Source organism: Paenibacillus pinisoli, assembly GCF_003605435.1.
In the GTDB taxonomy this organism is placed as follows: Bacteria; Bacillota; Bacilli; order Paenibacillales; family Paenibacillaceae; genus Pristimantibacillus; species Pristimantibacillus pinisoli.
Map to the genome: position 1 here is coordinate 1 of NZ_QXQB01000010.1, position 19,630 is coordinate 19,630.

A 19,630-nucleotide genomic window follows, 5' to 3' on the forward strand; every position below is an offset into this window, starting at 1 on the left:
AGGAGTGCAAGCACCTCATCAGCTCCGCTCGACTTGCATGTATTAGGCACGCCGCCAGCGTTCGTCCTGAGCCAGGATCAAACTCTCCATAAAAGTTAGTTTGACTTGCTCAATAACGTTGTTGCTTCAAAATTTCTCATCACCAGCAAGCTGATGTTGTAAACTTTGTATCGATTCAATCTTGCGATTGTATCGGGCATTTTCGCTCGTTGTTCAGTTTTCAAAGAACAATCATTTATCTTTCGTTTCTTGCGTGTCTGCCCTATGTCTCAGCGGCGACAAGTAATAATATATCACAGGGGCCCAATTAAATGCAACCCCCTTTTTTATATTTTTTTAAAAAGCTTTTTTTGGCCTTAAGATCTGTATGTTCTGGCATTCAGAGCGTAGCGTGAAAGCTCCTTAGGCGAGGCAATGCGGGCATACATTCTGAAGATGATTTTGTACCGTCTTGCAATAGCGCTTTTGATATCTCCATCTAATCGGGAGTCGTTCAGATCCAGCAGCATCTCATCCAGTTCTTTGCGCAACACATAATCGAGTTCTTTGCATTCTTTGTCGTTGAATAGTATTCCGAGCATAACCGTAAGCGGCCTCCTTTAGTGTATGTAGCGCATATGGACCGTCATAAGACGAACAAAAGGCGGCTCCTTCGCAAATGCGCTTCGGACACCGCCTTACTGTTATGCTCAAATATTGGAAATATTATTACTCTATTTCAACAACCAAAGTGTAATGGTGCTTTCAATAATAGATGCAATCAGCAATCCCACTGTCAGAATAACCATCAGCGGCACTGTACGAATGGCGAAATGCTCGATTTCACGGCCGATGCCCGGCAGCTTTTCTCTGGCAAACAGCAGATTGCCTCCGGCCCGCCAGATCAGCGTGCCAAACTTAAGGCCATAAGCACACGCTACAATAATAGCGGGAATTTCAATAATGCCATGCGGCAGCAGACCTTTGACAATCAGTTCCCATACCGGCAGCGCATCGGGCGACTCTGCTGTGATTTTCAATACGAAGCCAATGACCATACCGTTAATCACAAGGAACATCAGCGGCAATATGCCGAAGAAAGCACCCAAATACATAACCAGGATTGACTTGATCGCATTATTAAGGAAAATCACGATCATCATCATTAAAGTAGGGTTGCTGCTATTGTCCACCGTTTCAACAAGCTGCCCTAGTCCGGTTAACTGGTTCTCCAGAAAAGCGCGGAAGCCCTCATTAGTCCCGCCGACCACTATGCCCGCAAAAAACAGAACAAATGCAAAGCCGATATAGCCCCGCATATCTTTAAAGTGCTGAATGATGGCGCTGAGCTTGAACAATCGCACACCTCCCGAATTTCGCGATCGCTGCATTTCAATCGCTTGTTGTCAAAATTAGATGAATAACTCTTGATGGTACGAGCATAGATTGTACTACTAATGTAATTTGCTGACGCCTCTAGCGGGGCGAAGCGAAGAGAGGAGCGCTTTTCCCCATGAATATGTTTTATGTCATGAACGGCAAGAAACTGAAAAAGTATTTCTTTATTGCAATTGCACTGGTATTCTCCATTGGCATCATCTATGCCGAACGGGACAATATCACCGTGTTTGCGCCTCAACAGCCTGCAGCCATCTATAGCGTTCCGACGGACAAGAAGGTTGTCGCCCTGACGTTCGACATCAGCTGGGGAGACAAGCGTGCCGAGCCTATCCTCCAAGTGTTGAAGGAGAAGAATATTGCTCACGCCACTTTCTTCGTATCGTCGGTATGGAGCCAGTCCCACCCTGATCTGGTGAAAAAGATCCAAGACGCCGGTTATGAGATCGGCAGCCACGGACATAAGCATGACTTCTACAGCAAGTTAAGCGAAGAGGAAATCCGCAAGCAAATTACAACGGCTCATGCTATTCTATCCGATATTACGGGCAAACAGCCGAATTTGATTCGTCTTCCCAATGGAGATTTTGACAAACGGGTGCTGCGTATCGCAGAGGAACTGCAATATAAGGTGATTCAATGGGATACGGACTCCATGGATTGGATGAATATTGGTACGGAGAAGATCGTCAATCGTGTCGTTACCCGCACGCATCCGGGAGATATTATCCTTATGCATGCGAGCGACACCGTTACACAGACGCATGAAGCCCTGCCTGCCATCATCGATCAACTACGCTCCGAAGGGTATGAGTTCGTCAGCGTGACGCAGCTTATTACCCAGACGGAAACGGAAGGCAGCGCGGTGCAAGACAAACAGTCCAGCGCCAAAGGGCAAATCAGCGCAGCAGAATAACAGGCATTAACCGGCCGATTTCGCAGGTGCTACTGCGGGGTTGGCCGTTTCTTTTTTGAGCAGGCGGTGCATCATCATATTTTGGTAAGCATTGCAGACGAAAAGCGGAGACATCATAAAGATAATGGCTGCGATATTGGTCTCCCCCTGCAAAGCTGGCCATGCTTCAATAAAGGTAACTACGAACATCAAGAACATTGTTGGGATAAACGCCGATTTGTTCGTTTGCTTCACCTTCAGCCAAGATGAGGCAAAGGAAAGAGCCAGAATAACAAGCGGCAACACCCAGAAGAACCAGTTATTCGTCCGGTCTTCGTACAATACATAGCCCAGGCCAAATACAGCGAACAGCGTTGTATAGCCTTGCAAGGCATTCCATAGATACTTCTTGCGGAATACGCTGAGGGCAATGTAGTTAAGCGTCAAATAAGCGAAGAACCCCATCTGGCTAAAGGCGCCGATCATGAGTCCGGAGATCGCCATCATCATCGCATTAAATCCGGTCGCTTCAAAGCCAAGAAAGCCAAACTCCTGATTCGTAAGAAGCATGATCGAACCTACGACAACGCATACAAGCGCGCCGATAGCCATGGTGCTCCAAAATAAAAAGAACCACTTTTTTATATTCACGCGTTTAAATCCCCCTCAAAAGTTTTGGGCAGCAGAAACGGACTTCGACAGCAAAGCTCGATTTTGCTCGACTCCCCGAAGGTTTTCCCTTTATTTTACCACGATCGCAACAAAAAGCTAATGCCCGTCCATGATAAAAAAGTGAACAATGCGCATAATAAAAACGATTAGGCGCCGCTTATGCCGCTTCTGGCGCGCGGATCATACGCCAACCAACCGATATTACAGCCTAGCCATGATATAGAAGGGAGCAAGCAGGTTATGCGCATCCGTTGGACTTTATCGGCATCATTACTGGCGTTAACTTTATTGCTGACAAGCTGCGGTTCTGAATCATCAGGAGGTGTCCAGCAGCAGCTCAGCTATAAGGACATGAAATCGATGGTCATTGACATCCTAAAGACGGAGGATGCTCAGAAGGCGCTCCAACAGTCGGCTGAGCAGCTCTCGGGCTATACCGCTCAATCTTCCAAGCTGCTCTCGGTACAGGACCAGGAGGAAGTAAGGCTCGCCGTAAAAGATGTCATCAGTTCGCCCGATTACGACAAAGTTATCCGCAAGCTGATGACAGACACCAGATTCGCTGGCGAATTCGCCAAAGCGGTCAATAAGGAGAATAAGGATATCCACAAGGAATTGATTAAGGATCCCGCTTATCAGCAGGAGTTAATCAAGACGATGAGAAATCCGGAGATGGAGAAGCTCATTCTCGAAGTACTGAAGAGCGCGCAATACCGGAAGGAAGTCATGTCGCTCATGCAGGAGTCCATGCAAAATCCCCTCTTCCGTCTTGAAGTGCTTGATCTCATGAAGGCGGCAGTCCAGGAAGAGCTTCAGCCGAAGCCGGATGAGAAGGTCAAGAAGGAGAAGCAGGGCCAGGACGAGCAAAAAGGGGAAGACGGACAAGGCTCCCAGGATGGAGAAGGCATGGAATAGCACAAAAATTATGCTGAAAAAAACCGAGCTGAGGGCCTGCCTGACCGGCAAGCCCAGAGCTCGGTTTTTTGATGTTCGGGATTTACTTTCCACAGCGCTGGATAACACTGTCCGCCAGCTCCAGATACAAGCCGCCTGTCTCGGTATCCGCTTTATAGACGGAAGGCGAAAAGTCCGGCTCGGACGGATGGTTGTCCGGAGCGCCAAGCGGAATTTGCGCAAGCAAATCGCAATGAAGCGTCTCGGCCAGCTTGCCGCCGCCGCCGCGTCCGAATACATATTCCTTCTCCCCCGACTTGGATACGAAGTAAGACATGTTCTCGACAACGCCGATAATTTCATGCTCGGTCTTGATCGCCATCGCGCCCGCGCGCGCAGCAACGAATGCGGCTGTCGCATGAGGCGTCGTCACGATGATTTCCTTGCTTTGCGGAATAATCTGATGCACGTCCAGCGCCACGTCTCCTGTACCAGGCGGCAGGTCAAGCAGCATATAGTCAAGCTCGCCCCACTCAATCTCCTGGAAGAAGTTGCGCAGCATCTTGCCCAGCATCGGACCGCGCCACACGATCGGGCTGTTGTCTTCGACAAAGAAGCCCATGGAGATGACTTTCACGCCATAGCGTTCGATCGGGATGACACGCTCGTCCACGACGGCCGGACGCTCCTCGATGCCCATCATGTCGGGCACGCTGAAGCCATAGATATCCGCGTCGATGATCCCGACGCGCTTGCCCTTGCGAGCCAAGGCGACCGCCAGATTGACGGTCACCGTGGACTTGCCGACGCCGCCCTTGCCGCTGGCGACGGCGATGAACGTCGTGTCGCTGCCCGGTGACAGCAGCGGACTTGCGATGCCGGCCCCGTGACCTTGTACGGGGCCGTTGCTCTTGGCTCCGGCATTGCCGCCCGGCGCCGCACTTGCCGCGGGCGCAGGCTGCGCGCCGCCCGCTGCGGCAGGCGCCGCCTCGTCCCGAAACCGGCAATGCACGGTTTCGACGCCGATCGGCGCCAGCGCCTCGCGAAGCGAGGCCTCAAGCGCGGGCTGAACCGCCGCGCCCGCTCCAAGAACCGTCAACGATACTTGACGGTTCCGTACCATGACATCGCGGAAGCTGATGCCTTCCGCCTGATATTGCTGCTGGGCCATCGCTGACTCGATGGCCTCGATTGCTTTCTCCCGTGTCAACATCGTATAGGTCCCACCTTTATAAGTTAAGAGAACTTCCCCTCTATTATAACACAGGAAGCCTTCGTTTCATGAACGCTTCATGAACGAAGGCCCTCCCCCGGCAGACTACTTCCCGCTTCCATTCTGCAAGTCCAGCTCCTGCCGGGCTTCCCCGCTCAGCTTCTCCCCCGATGTATAGCGCAGAATGCCCTGATAAATGGATGCAGCTACCTTCCGCTGATACTCCGCATCCGCCAGCCTGGCCGCTTCCCCCGGGTTGGAGAGAAAGCCTACCTCAACAAGCGCCGTCGGCACTCCCGTAATGGCCTTCATCAGATAGACATCGCCAACCTTGGCCGCAATGCGGGTCGTATTCTCCAAGTTGCGCTTGATCTCATCCTGGATAAAAGAGGCAAGCACCCGATTGTCCGGATGGTTATCCGGCTGAAAGAAGGTCTGAGCCCCCGACCACTTCTGCTGCGGGATGCTGTTCATATGAATGCTGACGACAGCTGCAGCGCCGCTCTCATTAATCAGCTGCGCTCTCCGTTTCAGATCTTCCGTCTTGCGCTTGCTGTAAGCATGGGCATCTCCAGAGGCCAGATCGTAATCCCCTTCTCTCGTCATGATGACGACAGCGCCCGCCTCCTGCAAGTAATCGCGCAAATGCAAGGCAATCGCAAGATTCAGATCCTTTTCGATAATGCCGCCCTTGCTGACTGCCCCGCCATCCGCTCCCCCATGTCCTGCATCAATGGCAATGGTCTTGCCGGACAGAGGCAGCGTCCAATACGACCATGTACTGGACGCCGGAAGGGTCTGGCGCAGCAGCAAGCCCGTAAGCACAATCACAAGGACCGCTACTGCCAGCCGGAGAGCGCCTTTATAAGTCATCCATATGACAAAGTGCCGTTTCATTCCGCGCATCAAAAAAACCACCTCGTCCCCCATATCAATGAATGCGCCGCAAGGCAGCCCGGCCAATCGGCAGGATAAGCCTTATCCACACATTCATGTATATGGGACGAGATGGTCAAATATGTGCCGGATCTGCAATTCCGGCAAGGATCGGTATGGTTAGCCTACCGGCTGCTCCGTCATGCCTTCGATCAGAATCTTCGCAACCTCAGGGCGCGAGAATTCCGGCGGCGGGCATACGCCATCGCGCAGCAGCGCGCGAACCTTTGTGCCGGAGAGTGTCAGATGCGACGTCTTGTCATGCGGACAAGTCTTGGTCGTTGCCATATTGCCGCAAGCCGTGCAGTAGAAGCTATGCTCAAAGTACAATGGCGTAATGCCGAGGTCTTCGGCCGGAATCGACTTGAGCAGATCCTGCGCTTCATACGTGCCGTAATAATCGCCTACCCCCGCATGATCGCGTCCTACGATGAAATGGGTGCAGCCGTAATTTTTGCGGACAAGGGCATGGAAGATTGCTTCACGGGGACCCGCATAACGCATAGCCGCCGGGAACACGCCGAGGAACACGCGATTAGCCGGATAATAGTTCTCCAGCAGCGCCAGATAACTCTTCATCCGCACGTTAGCCGGCACATCGTCCGACTTCGTCTCGCCGACCAGCGGATTCAGGAACAAAGCGTCCACGATCTCCATAGCCGTCTTCTGAATATATTCATGAGCGCGGTGAACCGGATTGCGGGTCTGGAAGCCGACAACTGTCTTCCACCCCTTCTCTGCGAACATTCTCCGCGTCTCGGCAGGATCAAAGTAGAACTCCTGGAACTTCTCCGGACGAGGGCGGTTCAGCACCGTAATCGGTCCTCCGACATAAGTAGACGGCCGCTCCAGCAGCTTCTGAACCCCCGGATGCTCCGTATCATTCGTTTTAAAAATGTTAATCGCTTCGACCTGCTGGTCAACTTGATAAATGCTCTCCACCGTAATCAAGCCGTACGTAATGCCGTCTTCTCCGATCAGCGCCGCTTTCTCGCCAATCTTCAAATCAGCAGCCTTCGCCTCGTCGACAGCCAGCGTAATCGGGATACTCCATACGAGTCCATTCGCAAGTCTGGTCTTCTCGACCACGGATGTATAATCGTCCTGGTTCAAAAAACCGGTAAGCGGCGAAAACGCGCCTACGCCAATCAAGTCCAAATCGGAAATCGTCCACGCATTGATCGTAATGCTGTTAAGGCCTTTTGCTTCCTGCAGCAGCGCTTCGCGCTCCGCGCTTTCGGCGATCCGGTTAACCAGCACGCCGCCGTGAGGTAAGATTTGACTCATAATCGTTGAAGTCCTCCTATACATGCCTTAGCAAATGATTTATTTATGAAGCCCGCACTCCGTCTTCTCTTGTCCGGACCAGCGTCCGGCACGAGGATCCTCGCCCGGCATAACCTGGCGCGTGCAGTACTCGCAGCCAATGCTCGGGTAGTAGTTGTCGTGAAGCGGATTGTAGACCACATTGTTATCGCGGATATATTGCCATACATCTTCGCTAGTCCAGCTTGCAATCGGGTTGAACTTCACGAGTCCAAACTTCACATCATATTCGATCTTCTTCGAATTGGCGCGCGTAGGCGCCTGATCACGGCGAATGCCTGTAATCCAGGCTTCATATTGGGACAGGATCTTCGTTAGCGGCTGAACCTTGCGGATATCGCAGCATTGGTTGGCATTGGACTTCCATAGCTCGTCGCCGAATTGCGCCGCTTGCTCCTCAGGCGTAATCTCCGGCTTCACTTCCACGAACGGAATGCCCGGGTAACGCTCTGCAAGCCGGTCACGCGTCTCATAAGTCTCCTTGAAGTGGAAATCGGTGTCTAAGTAGAAAATATCCGTCTTGGGGCTAATCTTCTGCAGCATGTCTACCAGCACGACATCCTCCGCGCCAAAGCTGCACGCGAATGTAATGTTCGGGAATGTCTCCACGGCAAAGCGAATAATGTCTTCCGGCGTCGCGTTCTCCAGCTCGACAGCCTTTTGCGCAATAAGTGCTTCCTTCTCAAACAGATTCATACGTATGACCTCCGTTATCAATTCCAAGTAAAGTAGTCTGTATTATAGATTATATGCCTTTCTTCTCGCCAGTTCAATCAGAACTTTACACATTTAATCAAAAAATACCATCACGGGCAAAGTTGGCTGTATGCATCCATTAGATTCATGGAAGCATGGGCATGTTCCTACAGTCGCTTGGATGTACGCGAGGCCGATGCTCGACTAGATTCCTTCAATAAGCGCCGCAAAACTGCGCAAATTTTCCTTCAAGAGCGATGAGCCTGATTCATATGCTTCATCCAACAATCTATTCATATCGCTTACGAAGTCAGCCAGTGAGTCTGTGCTAGCCTCTTCGAAGCGGTTAGGCAGCTTTGTATTGTGGAGTCCCTCCATAAACGCTTGGCGATCTTGGAGATATTCCTTCGACCACTCAGGGTTTTGACGCAGCTTCTTGGCGAATGCAATCAGCATGCCGCCGGCATTATCGCCGGATAGAATAGCCGCCTGCATCTTGCGATAACCCTCTGGGTCGAATTGCTTCATCATTTCACCGGCATTCACATAATCGTCAGGAGCTCCGATCGGCTTCTGCGGAAGTTCGGCATAGGTAATCGCACCTGTCCCGGAGTCAACTCCTCTTGTCTTCGCCAGTGCGCCAAGGAGCTTCACCGTATCTGTAAATACAGCAGCGTCCGATGCATTCATAAATTTATCAGCAAGCAGCTTAGCCTGGGATAAGCCCATCTCGAGCAACCCCGCTCGATCCTCATCCGTCAGGGAAGAATCCCCAGAGAAGAAGTTCTTTTCGAATAAGCCGTACACGGCATCTTGCACCTGTTCGGATGGACCCGACAATAACGTATCAAGTGTATGATTGATATCCGGACTAAAGAACATCCGGGCGCTATTGTGCTGTATGGCATCCGCCGGCAGTTCTCGTCCCGTTGTATGGCTGCGCAGATCTATTTCGACACGCTTTACGCCCTCCAGCTGACCCTGTTCTAATTTGACAGTTGGACGCGCTTCTCTTTCGTTTATACCCTTAATTGCAGCTAAGCCTTGGATCGGTTGAATCTGCATAAGCTTCTCTCCTATTCCTATTCCCGCTTATTGCGCTAAGTGCCAAGCGGTTATTATACAGCTCTTTTTTTCGTATATCGGATCAATTGCCAAATCTTTTTAATATTTACATTACAATTCACTTTAAACGCAAAAAAACGCCTTCTCTGCAAAGCAGAGAAAGCGTTTGGTTGTAACGATTAACGTTTCGAGAACTGTGGAGCGCGACGAGCCGCTTTAAGACCGTATTTCTTACGTTCTTTCATACGCGGATCGCGAGTCAGGAAGCCTGCGCGCTTCAGAGCCGGACGGAACTCAGGGTCTGCTTTCAGCAGAGCACGGGAGATACCGTGACGGATTGCACCAGCTTGACCGGACATGCCGCCGCCGTTAGCGATAACCAATACATCGTACTTGGACAATGTGTCAGTCAGGTTAAGCGGTTGTTTTACGATCAGCTTGAGTGTCTCCAAACCGAAATATTCATTCAAATCGCGTTTATTAACAATGATTCGTCCTTCACCCGGCACAAGACGTACACGTGCAACAGAGTGTTTACGACGACCGGTTCCATAGTATTGCACTTGAGCCATGAAACTTGTCCTCCTCTTTATTACCCGCGAAGCTCGTAGACTTCAGGGTTTTGGGCTTGATGTGGATGTTCCGCACCTGCGTAAACTTTCAATTTAAGCTTCATTTTGTTGCCAAGACGGTTCTTAGGCAACATGCCGTGCACTGCCAGCTCGATTACGCGCTCTGGCTTCTTCTGAATCATTTCTTGAGCCGGAGTGACTTTCAGTCCACCGGTGTACATGGAGTGACGGTAGTACATTTTGTCTGCCATTTTGTTGCCTGTCAGAACGATTTTCTCAGCGTTGATCACGATAACGAAGTCACCAGTGTCAACATGAGGCGTAAATTGCGGTTTGTGCTTGCCGCGGATCAGGCTTGCAGCTTCACTAGCCAGACGACCAAGGGTTTTGCCCTCAGCATCGATGACGAACCATTTACGCTCAACTTCATTTGGCTTAGCCATATAGGTGGTACGCATGGATGATCCTCCTTAATTCTTTAACCATAATCGTTTTTATAACAACGTTTCCGTTGGTTTGATATTCATTGTTGAAACTTGCTTTTGGCGGCCATTCTTAGTCGGGGCTGTGGGAGAGCCACTAAGAAAGCACAAGTTATATTCTACAATAAAGCCTAGCAAAGTGCAAGCTGTTTTTCCTCTTTCTTTCCTTTATACAAGGCCTCTCGCTTCGCTTCCTGCTTGCGCTAATCAGATAAGACCGCAACCGGCATCTGATTGCTTCCACTGTGGAAAGCTAAACTAATCCAATAGTATCTATGCCAGCCGCCCAATAGAGCTTACTGTTAAAGACGGAAGCATATATATCAGTAGCCAATCTCTGTCTTTTTAAGATGCAAACCATTAGCCTCGTTTAAGTATTAGGGCCATAACTATTACACATCGACATGTATTCTATACGGAACACCCTCTCAGTCTCTAGACCGAGTCGTCCCCCACCAGGGGACGGTTTCCATTGCAGCATCTGATTGGTACAATGAGGATAACAAATGCGCCGTATGTCCAAGAACATTCTAGAGCGCAGTATAATAGGAGAGAAAACCATGAGACCCAGAACCACGATTGGCATTATTCTAATCATTTTAGGCATCATTGGCGTGCTCTACGTATATGAGAACGGAAGCAGCAATGCGATTCAGAACATCCGCAACTACTTCGCTACGGAAATCAATGAACAGCAGTCCATTGATATTAGCGATGTGCGTAATCTGGATATTTCGTCAGGCAGTCTGGATGTCCGTCTGGTCAAGGGCACAGGTTCCGAAGCTGTCGTTAAGCTTGAGGGCTGGGCGTCCAAAAACTACGTCAAAAACTTGAAGCTGGAGCATAGCAAAGAGGACGGAACGCTGAAGCTCTCACTGAAGAGCGACCGCGGCATACGATTCGGCTTTGGATTTAGAGGCGTGGATATGATCGTTGAGCTGCCGGAGAAGACATGGAACCAGCTTGATGTAGACTTGGATAGCGGCGACTTGATTGTTGAGCAGGCAAGCGCGGAGAGCGCCAAGCTCCACACCAGCTCAGGAGATGTGAAAGCGTCTGATTTCAAAGTAGACAGCAGCTTAACTATCAGCATGAACAGCGGAGACATGAGTTTGCACAGCGTATCGGCCAACAAGATGGATTTGGCTACTCAGAGCGGCGATATTTCGGTTAATGGCTATCAGGCTGAACGTATCGACTTTAAAGTAGGCAGCGGCGACGTGAGCTTCGAGGATGGCGTTGCCGAGCTATCCGGAAAAACAGGTTCCGGCGACATTCGCATGAACGTCGAGAACATTACCCGTCATACCGACCTTCGCACAGGCAGCGGTGATGTGGTAATTAGCCTCGACAGAAATCCCAACTCGCTCAGCGTGCAATTCAAAGCAAGCTCCGGCGATGGCGTCATTCGCAAGGACGACTTCACCTACGACACCGGATCAAATGGCGAGCGCAATATTAAAGGTAAGTTCGGAAGCGGCGATATTAAGCTGAATGTCCAAACCGGATCGGGAGATTTTGTGCTTAAATAGAACACCAGAGCCTCCAGTGTGAATCATACACACCTGCGCTTGAAAGTTGTAAAGATGCAAAAATAACCGGGACTATTTTTAATTTATCTCCGGGACCATTATAAGCAGAAGAACCTTCATGCCACTTTATGAGTGAATGAAGGTTCTTTTATTTGGAATGCGGGATGCGTGATTGTGCATCTGATCTGCACACTGCGCAGCTCCCAGCGTACGGCGGGTCGGTACAGGTGTCACCACAGTCTTGGATAGTATGAGTCTAGCCGTGTTTTGTTCATGTGCAATTCTTTGAAACGTAACTTGCTCAACTCAGATGTTAATGATTGCATTACTCGTCATCATCATCTGCACCATTTTCAGCTACTTCAGCGGCGGGCGCTTCGTCTTCACTGTACTCCACATCCATAAGAGTCAGGGCATGCGGCATCGCGGTAGGCCCAGCCAGCGAACGCAACTTGCCCTCCAGAATGCGCTTCATATCCTCCGGCTTCAGCTTTCCTTGTCCCACCCATAGCAGCGTCCCCATGATAACACGGACCATATTGTACAGGAATCCGTTCCCCGTAATATAGAGATGAAGCGCCTGGCCTTCCTGTACAAAATATGCCTCATATACCGTGCGGATATGATGCGGCTTCGTCGAATGGATCGAAGTATAGGAGGTAAAATCATGCGTCCCGATCAGGTGTTTGACACCCTCTGACATCGCTTCTACATTCAGTTTAGTCGGATGGTGAAAACGATATGCTCGGGCGAACACATCCGGGAATTTGGCCATATCAATCGTATAGCGGTAGGTCTTGCGTTTTGCTGAACGTCTGGAGTGGAATGCTTCAGGCACATCCCATGCATCCAGGATCACAATATCCTTGGGCAACCGCGTATTCAGCGCGATTGCCCATCGCTCGGTGGGAATAGTTGACGCCGTATGGAAATTGAATACTTGTCCCATCGCATGCACACCGGCATCCGTCCGTCCCGAGCCAATGATGACGATGTTTTCCCCAGACAGATGCTTAATCGCCTTCTCAATCTCATCCTGTACCGTCCGCCCGTATGGCTGAGACTGAAAGCCATTAAAGTTTGTTCCGTCATAACTGACCTTCACGCCGATATTACGCATTGTTGTCACCCTTTACCCGTTATCAATAACCCTTTGCGAATGTTGCACCACACACATTTATGAAATCAGCCGTTCTTCCATTCCGGCTGCTATATTCATCCTGATTACTTCACATAATGGCCGCACTCTGATCGATCCAAGTTCGTCTTCTTTTGGATCTGCAAGCCGTGATTCTCGGATTACAGCTCTGCGCCGGCTCTATTTCGCACCTGTAGGCCGTGTTTCTCGGCTTACAGCTCTACGCCGGCTCTATTTCGCACCTGCAGGCCGAGATTTTCGGCTTACAGCTCTCCGCTAGCTCTATTTCGCACCTGCAGGCCGAGTTTCGCGGCTTACAGCTCTACGCCGGCTCTATTTCGCACCTGTAGGCCGTGTTTCTCGGCTTACAGCTCTACGCCGGCTCTATTTCGCACCTGCAGGCCGAGTTTCTCGGCTTACAGCTCTCCGCTAGCTCTATTTCGCATCTGCAGGCCGAGTTTCGCGGCTTACAGCTCTCCGCTAGCTCTATTTCGCACCTTCAAGCCGAGTTTCTCGGCTAAGAAATAAGCAGACAACAATCACATCGGCATAATCGCGTGATTATTGCTAGAAGCAATAAAAAAAGGTGGCCCAGAGGGACCACCCTTTACTTGCAACAACCTACGCGCGGTCAACCAGCTCAAGGTAAACCATAGGCGCGGAATCACCGCGACGAGGACCCAGCTTCAGGATACGCGTGTATCCGCCTGCACGCTCCGAGTAGCGAGTAGCCAGTTCGGAGAACAGCTTTTGGATTGCGTCTTGCTCACCGTTTACGGATTCGCGACGCACGAATGCTGCTACTTGACGACGAGCGTGAAGATCACCCTTCTTTGCTTTAGTGATCAGCTTTTCAGCGATAGAACGAACTTCTTTCGCTTTAGCTTCAGTCGTTTGAATGCGCTCATACAGGAACAAATCAGTAACGAGGTCACGGAACAATGCTTTCCGCGCACTTGCGTCACGTCCCAATTTTTGATATGCCATCTTGTTTTCCCCTCCCTTGCTCTGTTGTCAGATCTAGCTGTGAACTGCTATTCTTCCATGCGTAGGCCTAGACCCAGCTCTTCCAGCTTCTCTTGAACTTCCTCAAGCGACTTGCGGCCCAGGTTGCGGACCTTCATCATGTCCTCTTCGGATTTCGTGATCAGCTCTTGAACCGTGTTAATGCCTGCACGTTTCAAGCAGTTATATGAACGTACCGAAAGATCCAGCTCTTCGATGGTCATCTCCAAGACTTTCTCTTTCTTGTCTTCTTCCTTCTCAACCATGATCTCCGCATCTTTGGCTTCATCCGTTAATCCAACGAACAAGTCCAAGTGCTCGGTCAATATTTTAGCGCCGAGGCTTACAGCCTCTTCAGGGCGAATACTGCCATCCGTCCAAACTTCCAACGTCAGCTTGTCATAGTTCGTGACTTGACCGACGCGAGTGTTTTCTACGCTGTAATTAACGCGAGTAATGGGCGTGTAGATCGAATCGACAGGAATGACGCCAATCGGTTGATCGTCGCTCTTGTTCCGGTCCGCTTGCACGTAACCGCGTCCCCGATTAGCAAAAATCCGCATATGGAGTCGCGCTCCGGAGGCCAAGGTCGCAATGTGAAGATCAGGGCTTAAAATCTCGACATCGCTATCTGCCCGAATGTCTCCCGCTGTTACGTTGCCTTCGCCTTCCGCATCGATTTCCAGCACCTTCTCTTCGTCGGAGTGGATTTTCAGCGACAGGCCTTTCAGGTTCAGGATGATTTCCGTTACGTCTTCAATCACTCCAGGAACCGTAGAAAACTCATGCAGCACGCCGTCGATTTGAACCGACGTTACAGCCGCACCAGGCAATGACGACAACAGAATTCGGCGAAGCGAATTTCCAAGCGTCGTGCCGTATCCGCGTTCCAGCGGCTCGACCACGAAACGTCCGTAGGTTCCTTCATCGTTCAGTTCTACGGTTTCGATTTTCGGCTTTTCGATCTCAATCACAATAGTACCCTCCTTCAAACGTCGCTCCGTTACCTTGTCGTTTTTATGTCAAATCTCGTAGTATGCCAAACCTTCACAACCATTATTCACAAGTTGTTGTTATTTGATACCACCGTGGATCAGACTATACGCGACGACGTTTTGGCGGACGGCATCCGTTGTGTGGAACTGGCGTAACATCCTTAATGAGGTTAACTTCCAATCCAGCAGCTTGAAGCGAACGGATTGCAGCTTCACGGCCAGCGCCTGGTCCTTTAACCATAACTTCGACCGTTCTCATGCCGTGCTCCATTGCTGCTTTCGCAGCGGATTCAGCAGCCATTTGAGCGGCAAACGGGGTGCTTTTGCGGGAACCCTTGAAACCAAGGTTGCCGGAGCTAGCCCATGAAATTGCGTTACCGTGCGGGTCGGTGATCGTAACGATCGTGTTGTTGAACGTGGAACGGATGTGTGCCACGCCGCTATCAATATTTTTCCGGTCGCGACGTTTAGTACGAACGACCTTTTTTGGTTTAGCCATTGATCATTATCCTCCCTTCTTATTTCTTCTTGTTCGCTACAGTACGACGAGGACCTTTGCGCGTGCGAGCGTTAGTTTTCGTACGTTGACCGCGAACAGGAAGACCGCGACGGTGACGAAGACCACGGTAGCAGCCGATCTCAGTCAGACGTTTAATGTTAAGCGAAATTTCACGGCGAAGGTCGCCTTCCACTTTTACGTTTTTGTCGATGGCTTCGCGCAAACGAGCCAGCTCGTCTTCAGTCAGATCGCGAACGCGAGTGTCCGGATTAACTTCAGTCGAAGCTATGATTTTTTGAGACGTCGTTTTGCCGATACCAAAAATATACGTCAGGGCGATTTCAACGCGCTTGTCGCGCGGAATATCTACACCAGCTATACGTGCCATGGGCTATATTTCCCTCCTTTTAACCTTGTTTTTGTTTGTGTTTCGGATTTTCACAAATCACCATAACGTTGCCTTTGCGACGAATGACTTTGCATTTTTCGCAAATCGGCTTAACCGAAGGTCTAACCTTCATTGTGATTACCTCCCGAATCTTTCGTGGGCAAGCCGTAAGTCACGGCCTACTTCCGATAGGTGATGCGCCCTCTTGATAAATCATAAGGCGATAACTGTATAACCACTTTGTCTCCTGTCAGGATGCGGATAAAGTGCATTCTGAGCTTGCCGGAAACATGGGCGAGAATTTGATGACCGTTCTCCAGCTCCACCTTGAACATGGCATTTGGCAACGGCTCGATTACCGTGCCTTCGACCTCAATGACGTCTTCTTTAGCCAACCGTCATTCTCCTTTCGCATACGCATACTTCTGAATCACATAACGTAACTTGGCATTGGTCACCCTGCCGGACTCTTGCAAGCTGGTTGTTACCTCTTGACTGACGGCAGGCTGTAACTGTAAATGCAGAACGTTCTTTTTCTTCGGCGAATCGAATCTTCGCTTGTCGCCGTCCGCAATCATGACGAATCGCTCGTCGATGATTCCGATGACAACGGCATAGCTCTCTTCGTCTTTGCCTCGAAGCACTTTGACGATCTGGCCAATCTGCGGCGATGCTTCCATCGGTTAACCCTCTGTCTGCTCTGGCAATTTGGTCATAATCTCAAAGCCGTCCTCCGTGACGACAACGGTATGCTCGAAGTGAGCGCACCAGGAACCGTCTTGCGTTACCACTGTCCAATTGTCCTCAAGCGTCCGGACATATCGTTCACCGATATTGACCATCGGCTCGATTGCAAGCGCCATACCCGGCTTCAGCCGCGGCCCTCTGTCCGGTATGCCGTAGTTCGGTATTTGCGGCTCTTCATGAAGATCCGCGCCGATTCCGTGCCCTACGTATTCCCGAACGACCGAGAAACCAGCCGCTTCGATAACCTTTTGGATGGCGTGCGATATCGTATAGAGTCTCACATCCGGCTTCACGAGCGCAAGACCCGCGTATAGCGACTCTTCCGTTACGTCTAGCAGCCTTTGAACTTCCGGCGTTACGCTGCCGACCGCGTAGGTCCAAGCGGAATCGCCATGATAGCCCTCATACTGCGCGCCGATGTCGATACTAATAATATCGCCCTCGTTCAACTTGCGTGATCCAGGGAAGCCGTGTACCAGCTCGTCATTGACAGAAGCGCATATGCTGGAAGGAAATCCATTGTAACCTTTAAATGAAGGAGTAGCGCCTTGGCTTCTAATGTACTTCTCGGCAATCGCGTCAAGCTCACCTGTAGTGATGCCCGGCTTAACTGCCTGAGCCATTAGACGATGCGTCTCCGCAACGATGCGTCCGGCTTCCCTCATTAATCGCAGCTCCGATTCGGATTTGCATATAATCATTACAACGTACCTTTCAAGCAGGAAACGATATCGGATGTTACGACATCAATATCTTTCTCGCCGTCGACTTCGCGTAGGAGACCTTTGCCGCTGTAGTAATCAAGAAGCGGAGCCGTCTTGGACGTATATTCGTCCAGGCGCGTGCCCACTTTCTCCTCTGTATCATCAGTACGCTGATACAGCTCTTCGCCGTCCTTATCACAGACGCCTTCGACTTTCGGAGGATTGAATAATACATGGTAGGTCGTTCCGCAAGATTTGCAGATGCGTCTACCCGTCAAGCGAGCAAGCAGCAATCCGCGATCAACTTTCAAGTTTACGACATGGTCAATGCTGCGGCCCAGCTCGCTCAGCATCACATCAAGCGCTTCGGCTTGCTGGAGCGTACGAGGGAATCCGTCAAGCAAAAACCCTTTTTGGCAGTCATCCAGAGCAAGACGCTCTTTCACGATGCCGTTTGTAATTTCGTCCGGAACAAGCAGACCTTGATCTACATATTCCTTCGCTTTCAAACCAAGCGACGTCTCTTGCTTCATTGCAAGGCGGAACGCATCGCCGGTCGAAATGTGCGGAATTCCGAATTCTTCTACGATACGCTCAGCTTGCGTACCTTTTCCGGCTCCTGGAGGGCCCATGAATAAAATGTTCATTACCGTGTTCCTCGCTTTAAACACAATAGGCTCGTTCGGGCTACACGCGAATGCGCTGCAGCCCGCCTTCGAACCTAATGTTATTTATTGATAAACCCTTTGTAATGGCGTTTGATCAACTGGCCCTCGATCTGTTTCATCGTATCAAGCGCAACGCCTACTACGATAAGAAGTGAAGTACCACCAAGCTGCACCGAGCGCGGCAATCCTGCCAATGCTCCGAAGAACACTGGGAACACAGAGATAAGCGCCAGGAAGATCGCACCCGTCAACGTGATCCGCGACAATACGCGAGTCAGATAAGAGGAAGTCGGTTTGCCCGGACGGATGCCCGGAATATAACCGCCGTTCTTTTTCATCTGATCAGCCATTTGCACCGGATTAATTTGCACGAATGTGTAGAAGAAAGTGAAACCGATAATCAGCAATACGTACAGAACCATACCAAGCGGCTGGTCATAGCTCATATTGTTGATGACCCAGGTTGCCCAAGCTTTTCCGTTAAAGAAGTTCGCAATTGTAGTCGGGAACATCAGCAACGAAACCGCGAAGATGACCGGGATAACCCCTGCGCCATTGACCTTCATCGGAATGTGAGTCGATTGTCCGCCGTACATTTTGCGTCCAACAACACGCTTAGCGTATTGAACTGGAATCTTACGGATACCTTGCTGGATGAAGATTACACCAACGATAATCGCAATAACAACGATTAAGATCAGCACCATCTTCGCAATGTTCAAGAATAACTGATCTTGCGCACCAACGAACTGGTCTTGGTACAGAGTACGAATGTGGCCAGGAATACCGGCTACAATCGCCGAGAAGATCAGAATCGAGATACCGTTGCCGATACCTCTCTCCGTAATTTGCTCGCCAAGCCACATCAGGAAGGCAACGCCTGCCGTAAGGATGATAGCAATGACCAGATAATCAACGAAGGTTGCGCCTGGAATCATATCATAAGCGAACTGACGGTTAAAGCCGATCGCCGTAGCGAAGCCTTGCACCAAACCGAGAATGATTGTTCCGTAACGCGTAATTTGTGCAAGCTTACGCTTACCGTTTTCGCCTTCTTTTGCCCACTCTGCAAACTTCGGAATTACGTCCATCGACAACAGCTGCACAATGATGGAAGCTGTGATATATGGCGTAATGGAAAGCGCGAAGATCGAGAACTGGAAGAGCGCTCCTCCAGAGAAGGTGTTCAGCAAGCCGAACAAGTCAGCGCCCTGTGAATCAATGCTCTTGAAGACATCTTTGTTAACACCCGGTACCGGAATAAACGATCCGATCCGATAAATGAATAGGATGAAAAGCGTGAATAGGATCCGTGTACGCAGATCCGCCACTTTCCATATGTTGGACACGGTTGTGAACAATTAGATCACCTCGGTTTTACCGCCGGCAGCCTGGATTTTCTCTACCGCAGATTGAGAGAACTTTTTCGCCTTAACAGTAAGAGCTACTTTCAATTCACCATTACTCAAGATCTTGATTCCTGCCAAAGGATTTTTCACAATTCCTTGTTCAAGAAGAACTTCTGGTGTAACTTCAGTACCTGCTGCAAAGCTGTTCAGTTCTTCAATGTTGACAATCGCATATTCGGTACGGAAAGGATTGTTAAAGCCACGTTTCGGAACGCGGCGGTACAATGGGTTTTGTCCGCCCTCAAAGCCTGGGCGAACGCCGCCGCCGGAGCGAGCGTTTTGACCTTTGTGACCTCTGCCGGCCGTCTTGCCGTTACCGGTACCGATACCGCGACCTTTACGCTTTGGCGCTTGAGTCGAGCCCGGTGCTGGTGCTAAGTCGTGCAATTTCATCGTTCGTGCACCTCCTTGTAGATT

The 19,630-nt window shown here is 50.4% G+C and carries 25 protein-coding genes and 1 rRNA gene; 3 read left to right on the forward strand and 23 right to left on the reverse strand.

The features are described from left to right. From D3P09_RS26580 to D3P09_RS26590, 3 genes are all read right to left on the reverse strand, one after another. A 16S ribosomal RNA gene (locus D3P09_RS26580) occupies window positions 1–93 on the reverse strand; the annotation flags it as partial. Window positions 94–356: 263 nt separating this feature from the next. After that, window positions 357–581, reverse strand: a complete 225-nt coding sequence (locus tag D3P09_RS26585; RefSeq protein WP_116050199.1) for a hypothetical protein — start codon at window positions 579–581, stop codon at window positions 357–359. A gap of 132 nt (window positions 582–713) precedes the next feature. Continuing rightward, the gene (locus tag D3P09_RS26590) at window positions 714–1,337 is read right to left on the reverse strand and encodes a stage II sporulation protein M (RefSeq protein WP_243644543.1); all 624 of its coding nucleotides are present in this window, start codon (window positions 1,335–1,337) and stop codon (window positions 714–716) included. 155 nt (window positions 1,338–1,492) lie between these two features. On the opposite strand from D3P09_RS26590, the gene pdaB reads away from it, so the two are divergent. Further along, window positions 1,493–2,293, forward strand: coding sequence for a polysaccharide deacetylase family sporulation protein PdaB (gene pdaB / locus D3P09_RS26595; protein WP_120114471.1), 801 nt, complete (start codon window positions 1,493–1,495; stop codon window positions 2,291–2,293). 6 nt (window positions 2,294–2,299) lie between these two features. On the opposite strand, the gene D3P09_RS26600 is transcribed toward pdaB, so the two are convergent. Further along, on the reverse strand, window positions 2,300–2,923 hold the full coding sequence (locus D3P09_RS26600; RefSeq protein WP_243644544.1) for a KinB-signaling pathway activation protein: 624 nt from the start codon (window positions 2,921–2,923) through the stop codon (window positions 2,300–2,302). Window positions 2,924–3,184: 261 nt separating this feature from the next. Here D3P09_RS26600 and gerD point away from each other — a divergent pair, with 261 nt between their 5' ends. Continuing rightward, window positions 3,185–3,859 (forward strand): spore germination lipoprotein GerD, encoded by a 675-nt coding sequence (gene gerD / locus D3P09_RS26605; protein WP_120114473.1) that lies wholly within the window; start codon window positions 3,185–3,187, stop codon window positions 3,857–3,859. 82 nt (window positions 3,860–3,941) lie between these two features. Here gerD and D3P09_RS26610 read toward each other — a convergent pair whose 3' ends face one another. The 7 genes from D3P09_RS26610 to rplM all read right to left on the reverse strand — a co-directional run bounded on the left by D3P09_RS26610 (window position 3,942) and on the right by rplM (window position 10,104). Continuing rightward, complete coding sequence (locus D3P09_RS26610; protein WP_120114474.1) at window positions 3,942–5,051, reverse strand: Mrp/NBP35 family ATP-binding protein; 1,110 nt, start codon at window positions 5,049–5,051, stop codon at window positions 3,942–3,944. A 105-nt stretch (window positions 5,052–5,156) separates the two neighbouring features. Then, complete coding sequence (cwlD, locus tag D3P09_RS26615) at window positions 5,157–5,957, reverse strand: N-acetylmuramoyl-L-alanine amidase CwlD (protein ID WP_120114475.1); 801 nt, start codon at window positions 5,955–5,957, stop codon at window positions 5,157–5,159. 150 nt (window positions 5,958–6,107) lie between these two features. Continuing rightward, entirely contained in the window at window positions 6,108–7,274 is a 1,167-nt protein-coding gene (gene sat / locus D3P09_RS26620) for a sulfate adenylyltransferase (RefSeq protein ID WP_120114476.1), read from the reverse strand. 39 nt (window positions 7,275–7,313) lie between these two features. Next, window positions 7,314–8,009: a phosphoadenylyl-sulfate reductase gene (locus tag D3P09_RS26625; RefSeq protein WP_120114477.1), complete on the reverse strand. Its 696-nt coding sequence runs from the start codon at window positions 8,007–8,009 to the stop codon at window positions 7,314–7,316. Window positions 8,010–8,213: 204 nt separating this feature from the next. Further along, window positions 8,214–9,074 (reverse strand): hypothetical protein, encoded by an 861-nt coding sequence (locus D3P09_RS26630; protein WP_120114478.1) that lies wholly within the window; start codon window positions 9,072–9,074, stop codon window positions 8,214–8,216. Window positions 9,075–9,253: 179 nt separating this feature from the next. After that, window positions 9,254–9,646, reverse strand: a complete 393-nt coding sequence (gene rpsI, locus D3P09_RS26635; protein WP_028609625.1) for a 30S ribosomal protein S9 — start codon at window positions 9,644–9,646, stop codon at window positions 9,254–9,256. Between the two features lie 20 nt (window positions 9,647–9,666). Next, complete coding sequence (gene rplM, locus D3P09_RS26640) at window positions 9,667–10,104, reverse strand: 50S ribosomal protein L13 (protein ID WP_120114479.1); 438 nt, start codon at window positions 10,102–10,104, stop codon at window positions 9,667–9,669. Window positions 10,105–10,688: 584 nt separating this feature from the next. Here rplM and D3P09_RS26645 point away from each other — a divergent pair. Then, entirely contained in the window at window positions 10,689–11,660 is a 972-nt protein-coding gene (locus D3P09_RS26645) for a DUF4097 family beta strand repeat-containing protein (RefSeq protein WP_165867593.1), read from the forward strand. Window positions 11,661–11,985: 325 nt separating this feature from the next. Here the strand turns inward: D3P09_RS26645 and truA are convergent, their stop codons facing one another. The 12 genes from truA to rplO all read right to left on the reverse strand — a co-directional run bounded on the left by truA (window position 11,986) and on the right by rplO (window position 19,606). Beyond that, window positions 11,986–12,780: a tRNA pseudouridine(38-40) synthase TruA gene (gene truA / locus D3P09_RS26650; protein ID WP_120114481.1), complete on the reverse strand. Its 795-nt coding sequence runs from the start codon at window positions 12,778–12,780 to the stop codon at window positions 11,986–11,988. Between the two features lie 639 nt (window positions 12,781–13,419). Next, window positions 13,420–13,785, reverse strand: a complete 366-nt coding sequence (gene rplQ / locus D3P09_RS26655) for a 50S ribosomal protein L17 (RefSeq protein ID WP_120114482.1) — start codon at window positions 13,783–13,785, stop codon at window positions 13,420–13,422. Window positions 13,786–13,832: 47 nt separating this feature from the next. Then, on the reverse strand, window positions 13,833–14,777 hold the full coding sequence (locus D3P09_RS26660) for a DNA-directed RNA polymerase subunit alpha (RefSeq protein WP_116050216.1): 945 nt from the start codon (window positions 14,775–14,777) through the stop codon (window positions 13,833–13,835). A gap of 124 nt (window positions 14,778–14,901) precedes the next feature. Beyond that, window positions 14,902–15,297 (reverse strand): 30S ribosomal protein S11, encoded by a 396-nt coding sequence (gene rpsK, locus D3P09_RS26665; RefSeq protein ID WP_116050217.1) that lies wholly within the window; start codon window positions 15,295–15,297, stop codon window positions 14,902–14,904. 19 nt (window positions 15,298–15,316) lie between these two features. Further along, window positions 15,317–15,685: a 30S ribosomal protein S13 gene (rpsM, locus tag D3P09_RS26670; protein ID WP_120114483.1), complete on the reverse strand. Its 369-nt coding sequence runs from the start codon at window positions 15,683–15,685 to the stop codon at window positions 15,317–15,319. A gap of 19 nt (window positions 15,686–15,704) precedes the next feature. Next, on the reverse strand, window positions 15,705–15,818 hold the full coding sequence (gene rpmJ, locus D3P09_RS26675) for a 50S ribosomal protein L36 (RefSeq protein ID WP_003333770.1): 114 nt from the start codon (window positions 15,816–15,818) through the stop codon (window positions 15,705–15,707). Between the two features lie 46 nt (window positions 15,819–15,864). Continuing rightward, window positions 15,865–16,080: a translation initiation factor IF-1 gene (gene infA, locus D3P09_RS26680; RefSeq protein WP_015847200.1), complete on the reverse strand. Its 216-nt coding sequence runs from the start codon at window positions 16,078–16,080 to the stop codon at window positions 15,865–15,867. Between the two features lie 3 nt (window positions 16,081–16,083). Beyond that, window positions 16,084–16,365: a KOW domain-containing RNA-binding protein gene (locus tag D3P09_RS26685; RefSeq protein WP_120114484.1), complete on the reverse strand. Its 282-nt coding sequence runs from the start codon at window positions 16,363–16,365 to the stop codon at window positions 16,084–16,086. A gap of 3 nt (window positions 16,366–16,368) precedes the next feature. Further along, window positions 16,369–17,133, reverse strand: coding sequence for a type I methionyl aminopeptidase (gene map, locus D3P09_RS26690; RefSeq protein WP_120114485.1), 765 nt, complete (start codon window positions 17,131–17,133; stop codon window positions 16,369–16,371). Next, window positions 17,133–17,783, reverse strand: a complete 651-nt coding sequence (locus D3P09_RS26695; RefSeq protein WP_120114486.1) for an adenylate kinase — start codon at window positions 17,781–17,783, stop codon at window positions 17,133–17,135. Before D3P09_RS26695 ends, map begins: the two co-directional genes overlap by 1 nt. A gap of 80 nt (window positions 17,784–17,863) precedes the next feature. Beyond that, entirely contained in the window at window positions 17,864–19,165 is a 1,302-nt protein-coding gene (gene secY, locus D3P09_RS26700) for a preprotein translocase subunit SecY (protein WP_120114487.1), read from the reverse strand. Next, window positions 19,166–19,606 carry a 50S ribosomal protein L15 gene (rplO, locus tag D3P09_RS26705; protein ID WP_120114488.1) on the reverse strand — a complete coding sequence of 147 codons (441 nt, stop codon included), beginning with the start codon at window positions 19,604–19,606 and terminating at the stop codon, window positions 19,166–19,168. Window positions 19,607–19,630 lie beyond the last annotated feature (24 nt).

Coding starts and splice junctions, on each gene's coding strand:
- rplM (WP_120114479.1), bottom strand. CDS start 10,104: ATGCGTACCACCTATATGGCTAAGCCAAATGAAGTTGAGCGTAAATGG.
- D3P09_RS26630 (WP_120114478.1), bottom strand. CDS start 9,074: ATGCAGATTCAACCGATCCAAGGCTTAGCTGCAATTAAGGGTATAAAC.
- D3P09_RS26610 (WP_120114474.1), bottom strand. CDS start 5,051: ATGTTGACACGGGAGAAAGCAATCGAGGCCATCGAGTCAGCGATGGCC.
- rpmJ (WP_003333770.1), bottom strand. CDS start 15,818: ATGAAGGTTAGACCTTCGGTTAAGCCGATTTGCGAAAAATGCAAAGTC.
- D3P09_RS26645 (WP_165867593.1), top strand. CDS start 10,689: ATGAGACCCAGAACCACGATTGGCATTATTCTAATCATTTTAGGCATC.
- cwlD (WP_120114475.1), bottom strand. CDS start 5,957: ATGCGCGGAATGAAACGGCACTTTGTCATATGGATGACTTATAAAGGC.
- pdaB (WP_120114471.1), top strand. CDS start 1,493: ATGAATATGTTTTATGTCATGAACGGCAAGAAACTGAAAAAGTATTTC.
- rpsM (WP_120114483.1), bottom strand. CDS start 15,685: ATGGCACGTATAGCTGGTGTAGATATTCCGCGCGACAAGCGCGTTGAA.
- D3P09_RS26695 (WP_120114486.1), bottom strand. CDS start 17,783: ATGAACATTTTATTCATGGGCCCTCCAGGAGCCGGAAAAGGTACGCAA.
- truA (WP_120114481.1), bottom strand. CDS start 12,780: ATGCGTAATATCGGCGTGAAGGTCAGTTATGACGGAACAAACTTTAAT.
- rplQ (WP_120114482.1), bottom strand. CDS start 13,785: ATGGCATATCAAAAATTGGGACGTGACGCAAGTGCGCGGAAAGCATTG.
- rpsI (WP_028609625.1), bottom strand. CDS start 9,646: ATGGCTCAAGTGCAATACTATGGAACCGGTCGTCGTAAACACTCTGTT.
- D3P09_RS26685 (WP_120114484.1), bottom strand. CDS start 16,365: ATGGAAGCATCGCCGCAGATTGGCCAGATCGTCAAAGTGCTTCGAGGC.
- rpsK (WP_116050217.1), bottom strand. CDS start 15,297: ATGGCTAAACCAAAAAAGGTCGTTCGTACTAAACGTCGCGACCGGAAA.
- sat (WP_120114476.1), bottom strand. CDS start 7,274: ATGAGTCAAATCTTACCTCACGGCGGCGTGCTGGTTAACCGGATCGCC.
- rplO (WP_120114488.1), bottom strand. CDS start 19,606: ATGAAATTGCACGACTTAGCACCAGCACCGGGCTCGACTCAAGCGCCA.
- gerD (WP_120114473.1), top strand. CDS start 3,185: ATGCGCATCCGTTGGACTTTATCGGCATCATTACTGGCGTTAACTTTA.
- map (WP_120114485.1), bottom strand. CDS start 17,133: ATGATTATATGCAAATCCGAATCGGAGCTGCGATTAATGAGGGAAGCC.
- D3P09_RS26585 (WP_116050199.1), bottom strand. CDS start 581: ATGCTCGGAATACTATTCAACGACAAAGAATGCAAAGAACTCGATTAT.
- D3P09_RS26625 (WP_120114477.1), bottom strand. CDS start 8,009: ATGAATCTGTTTGAGAAGGAAGCACTTATTGCGCAAAAGGCTGTCGAG.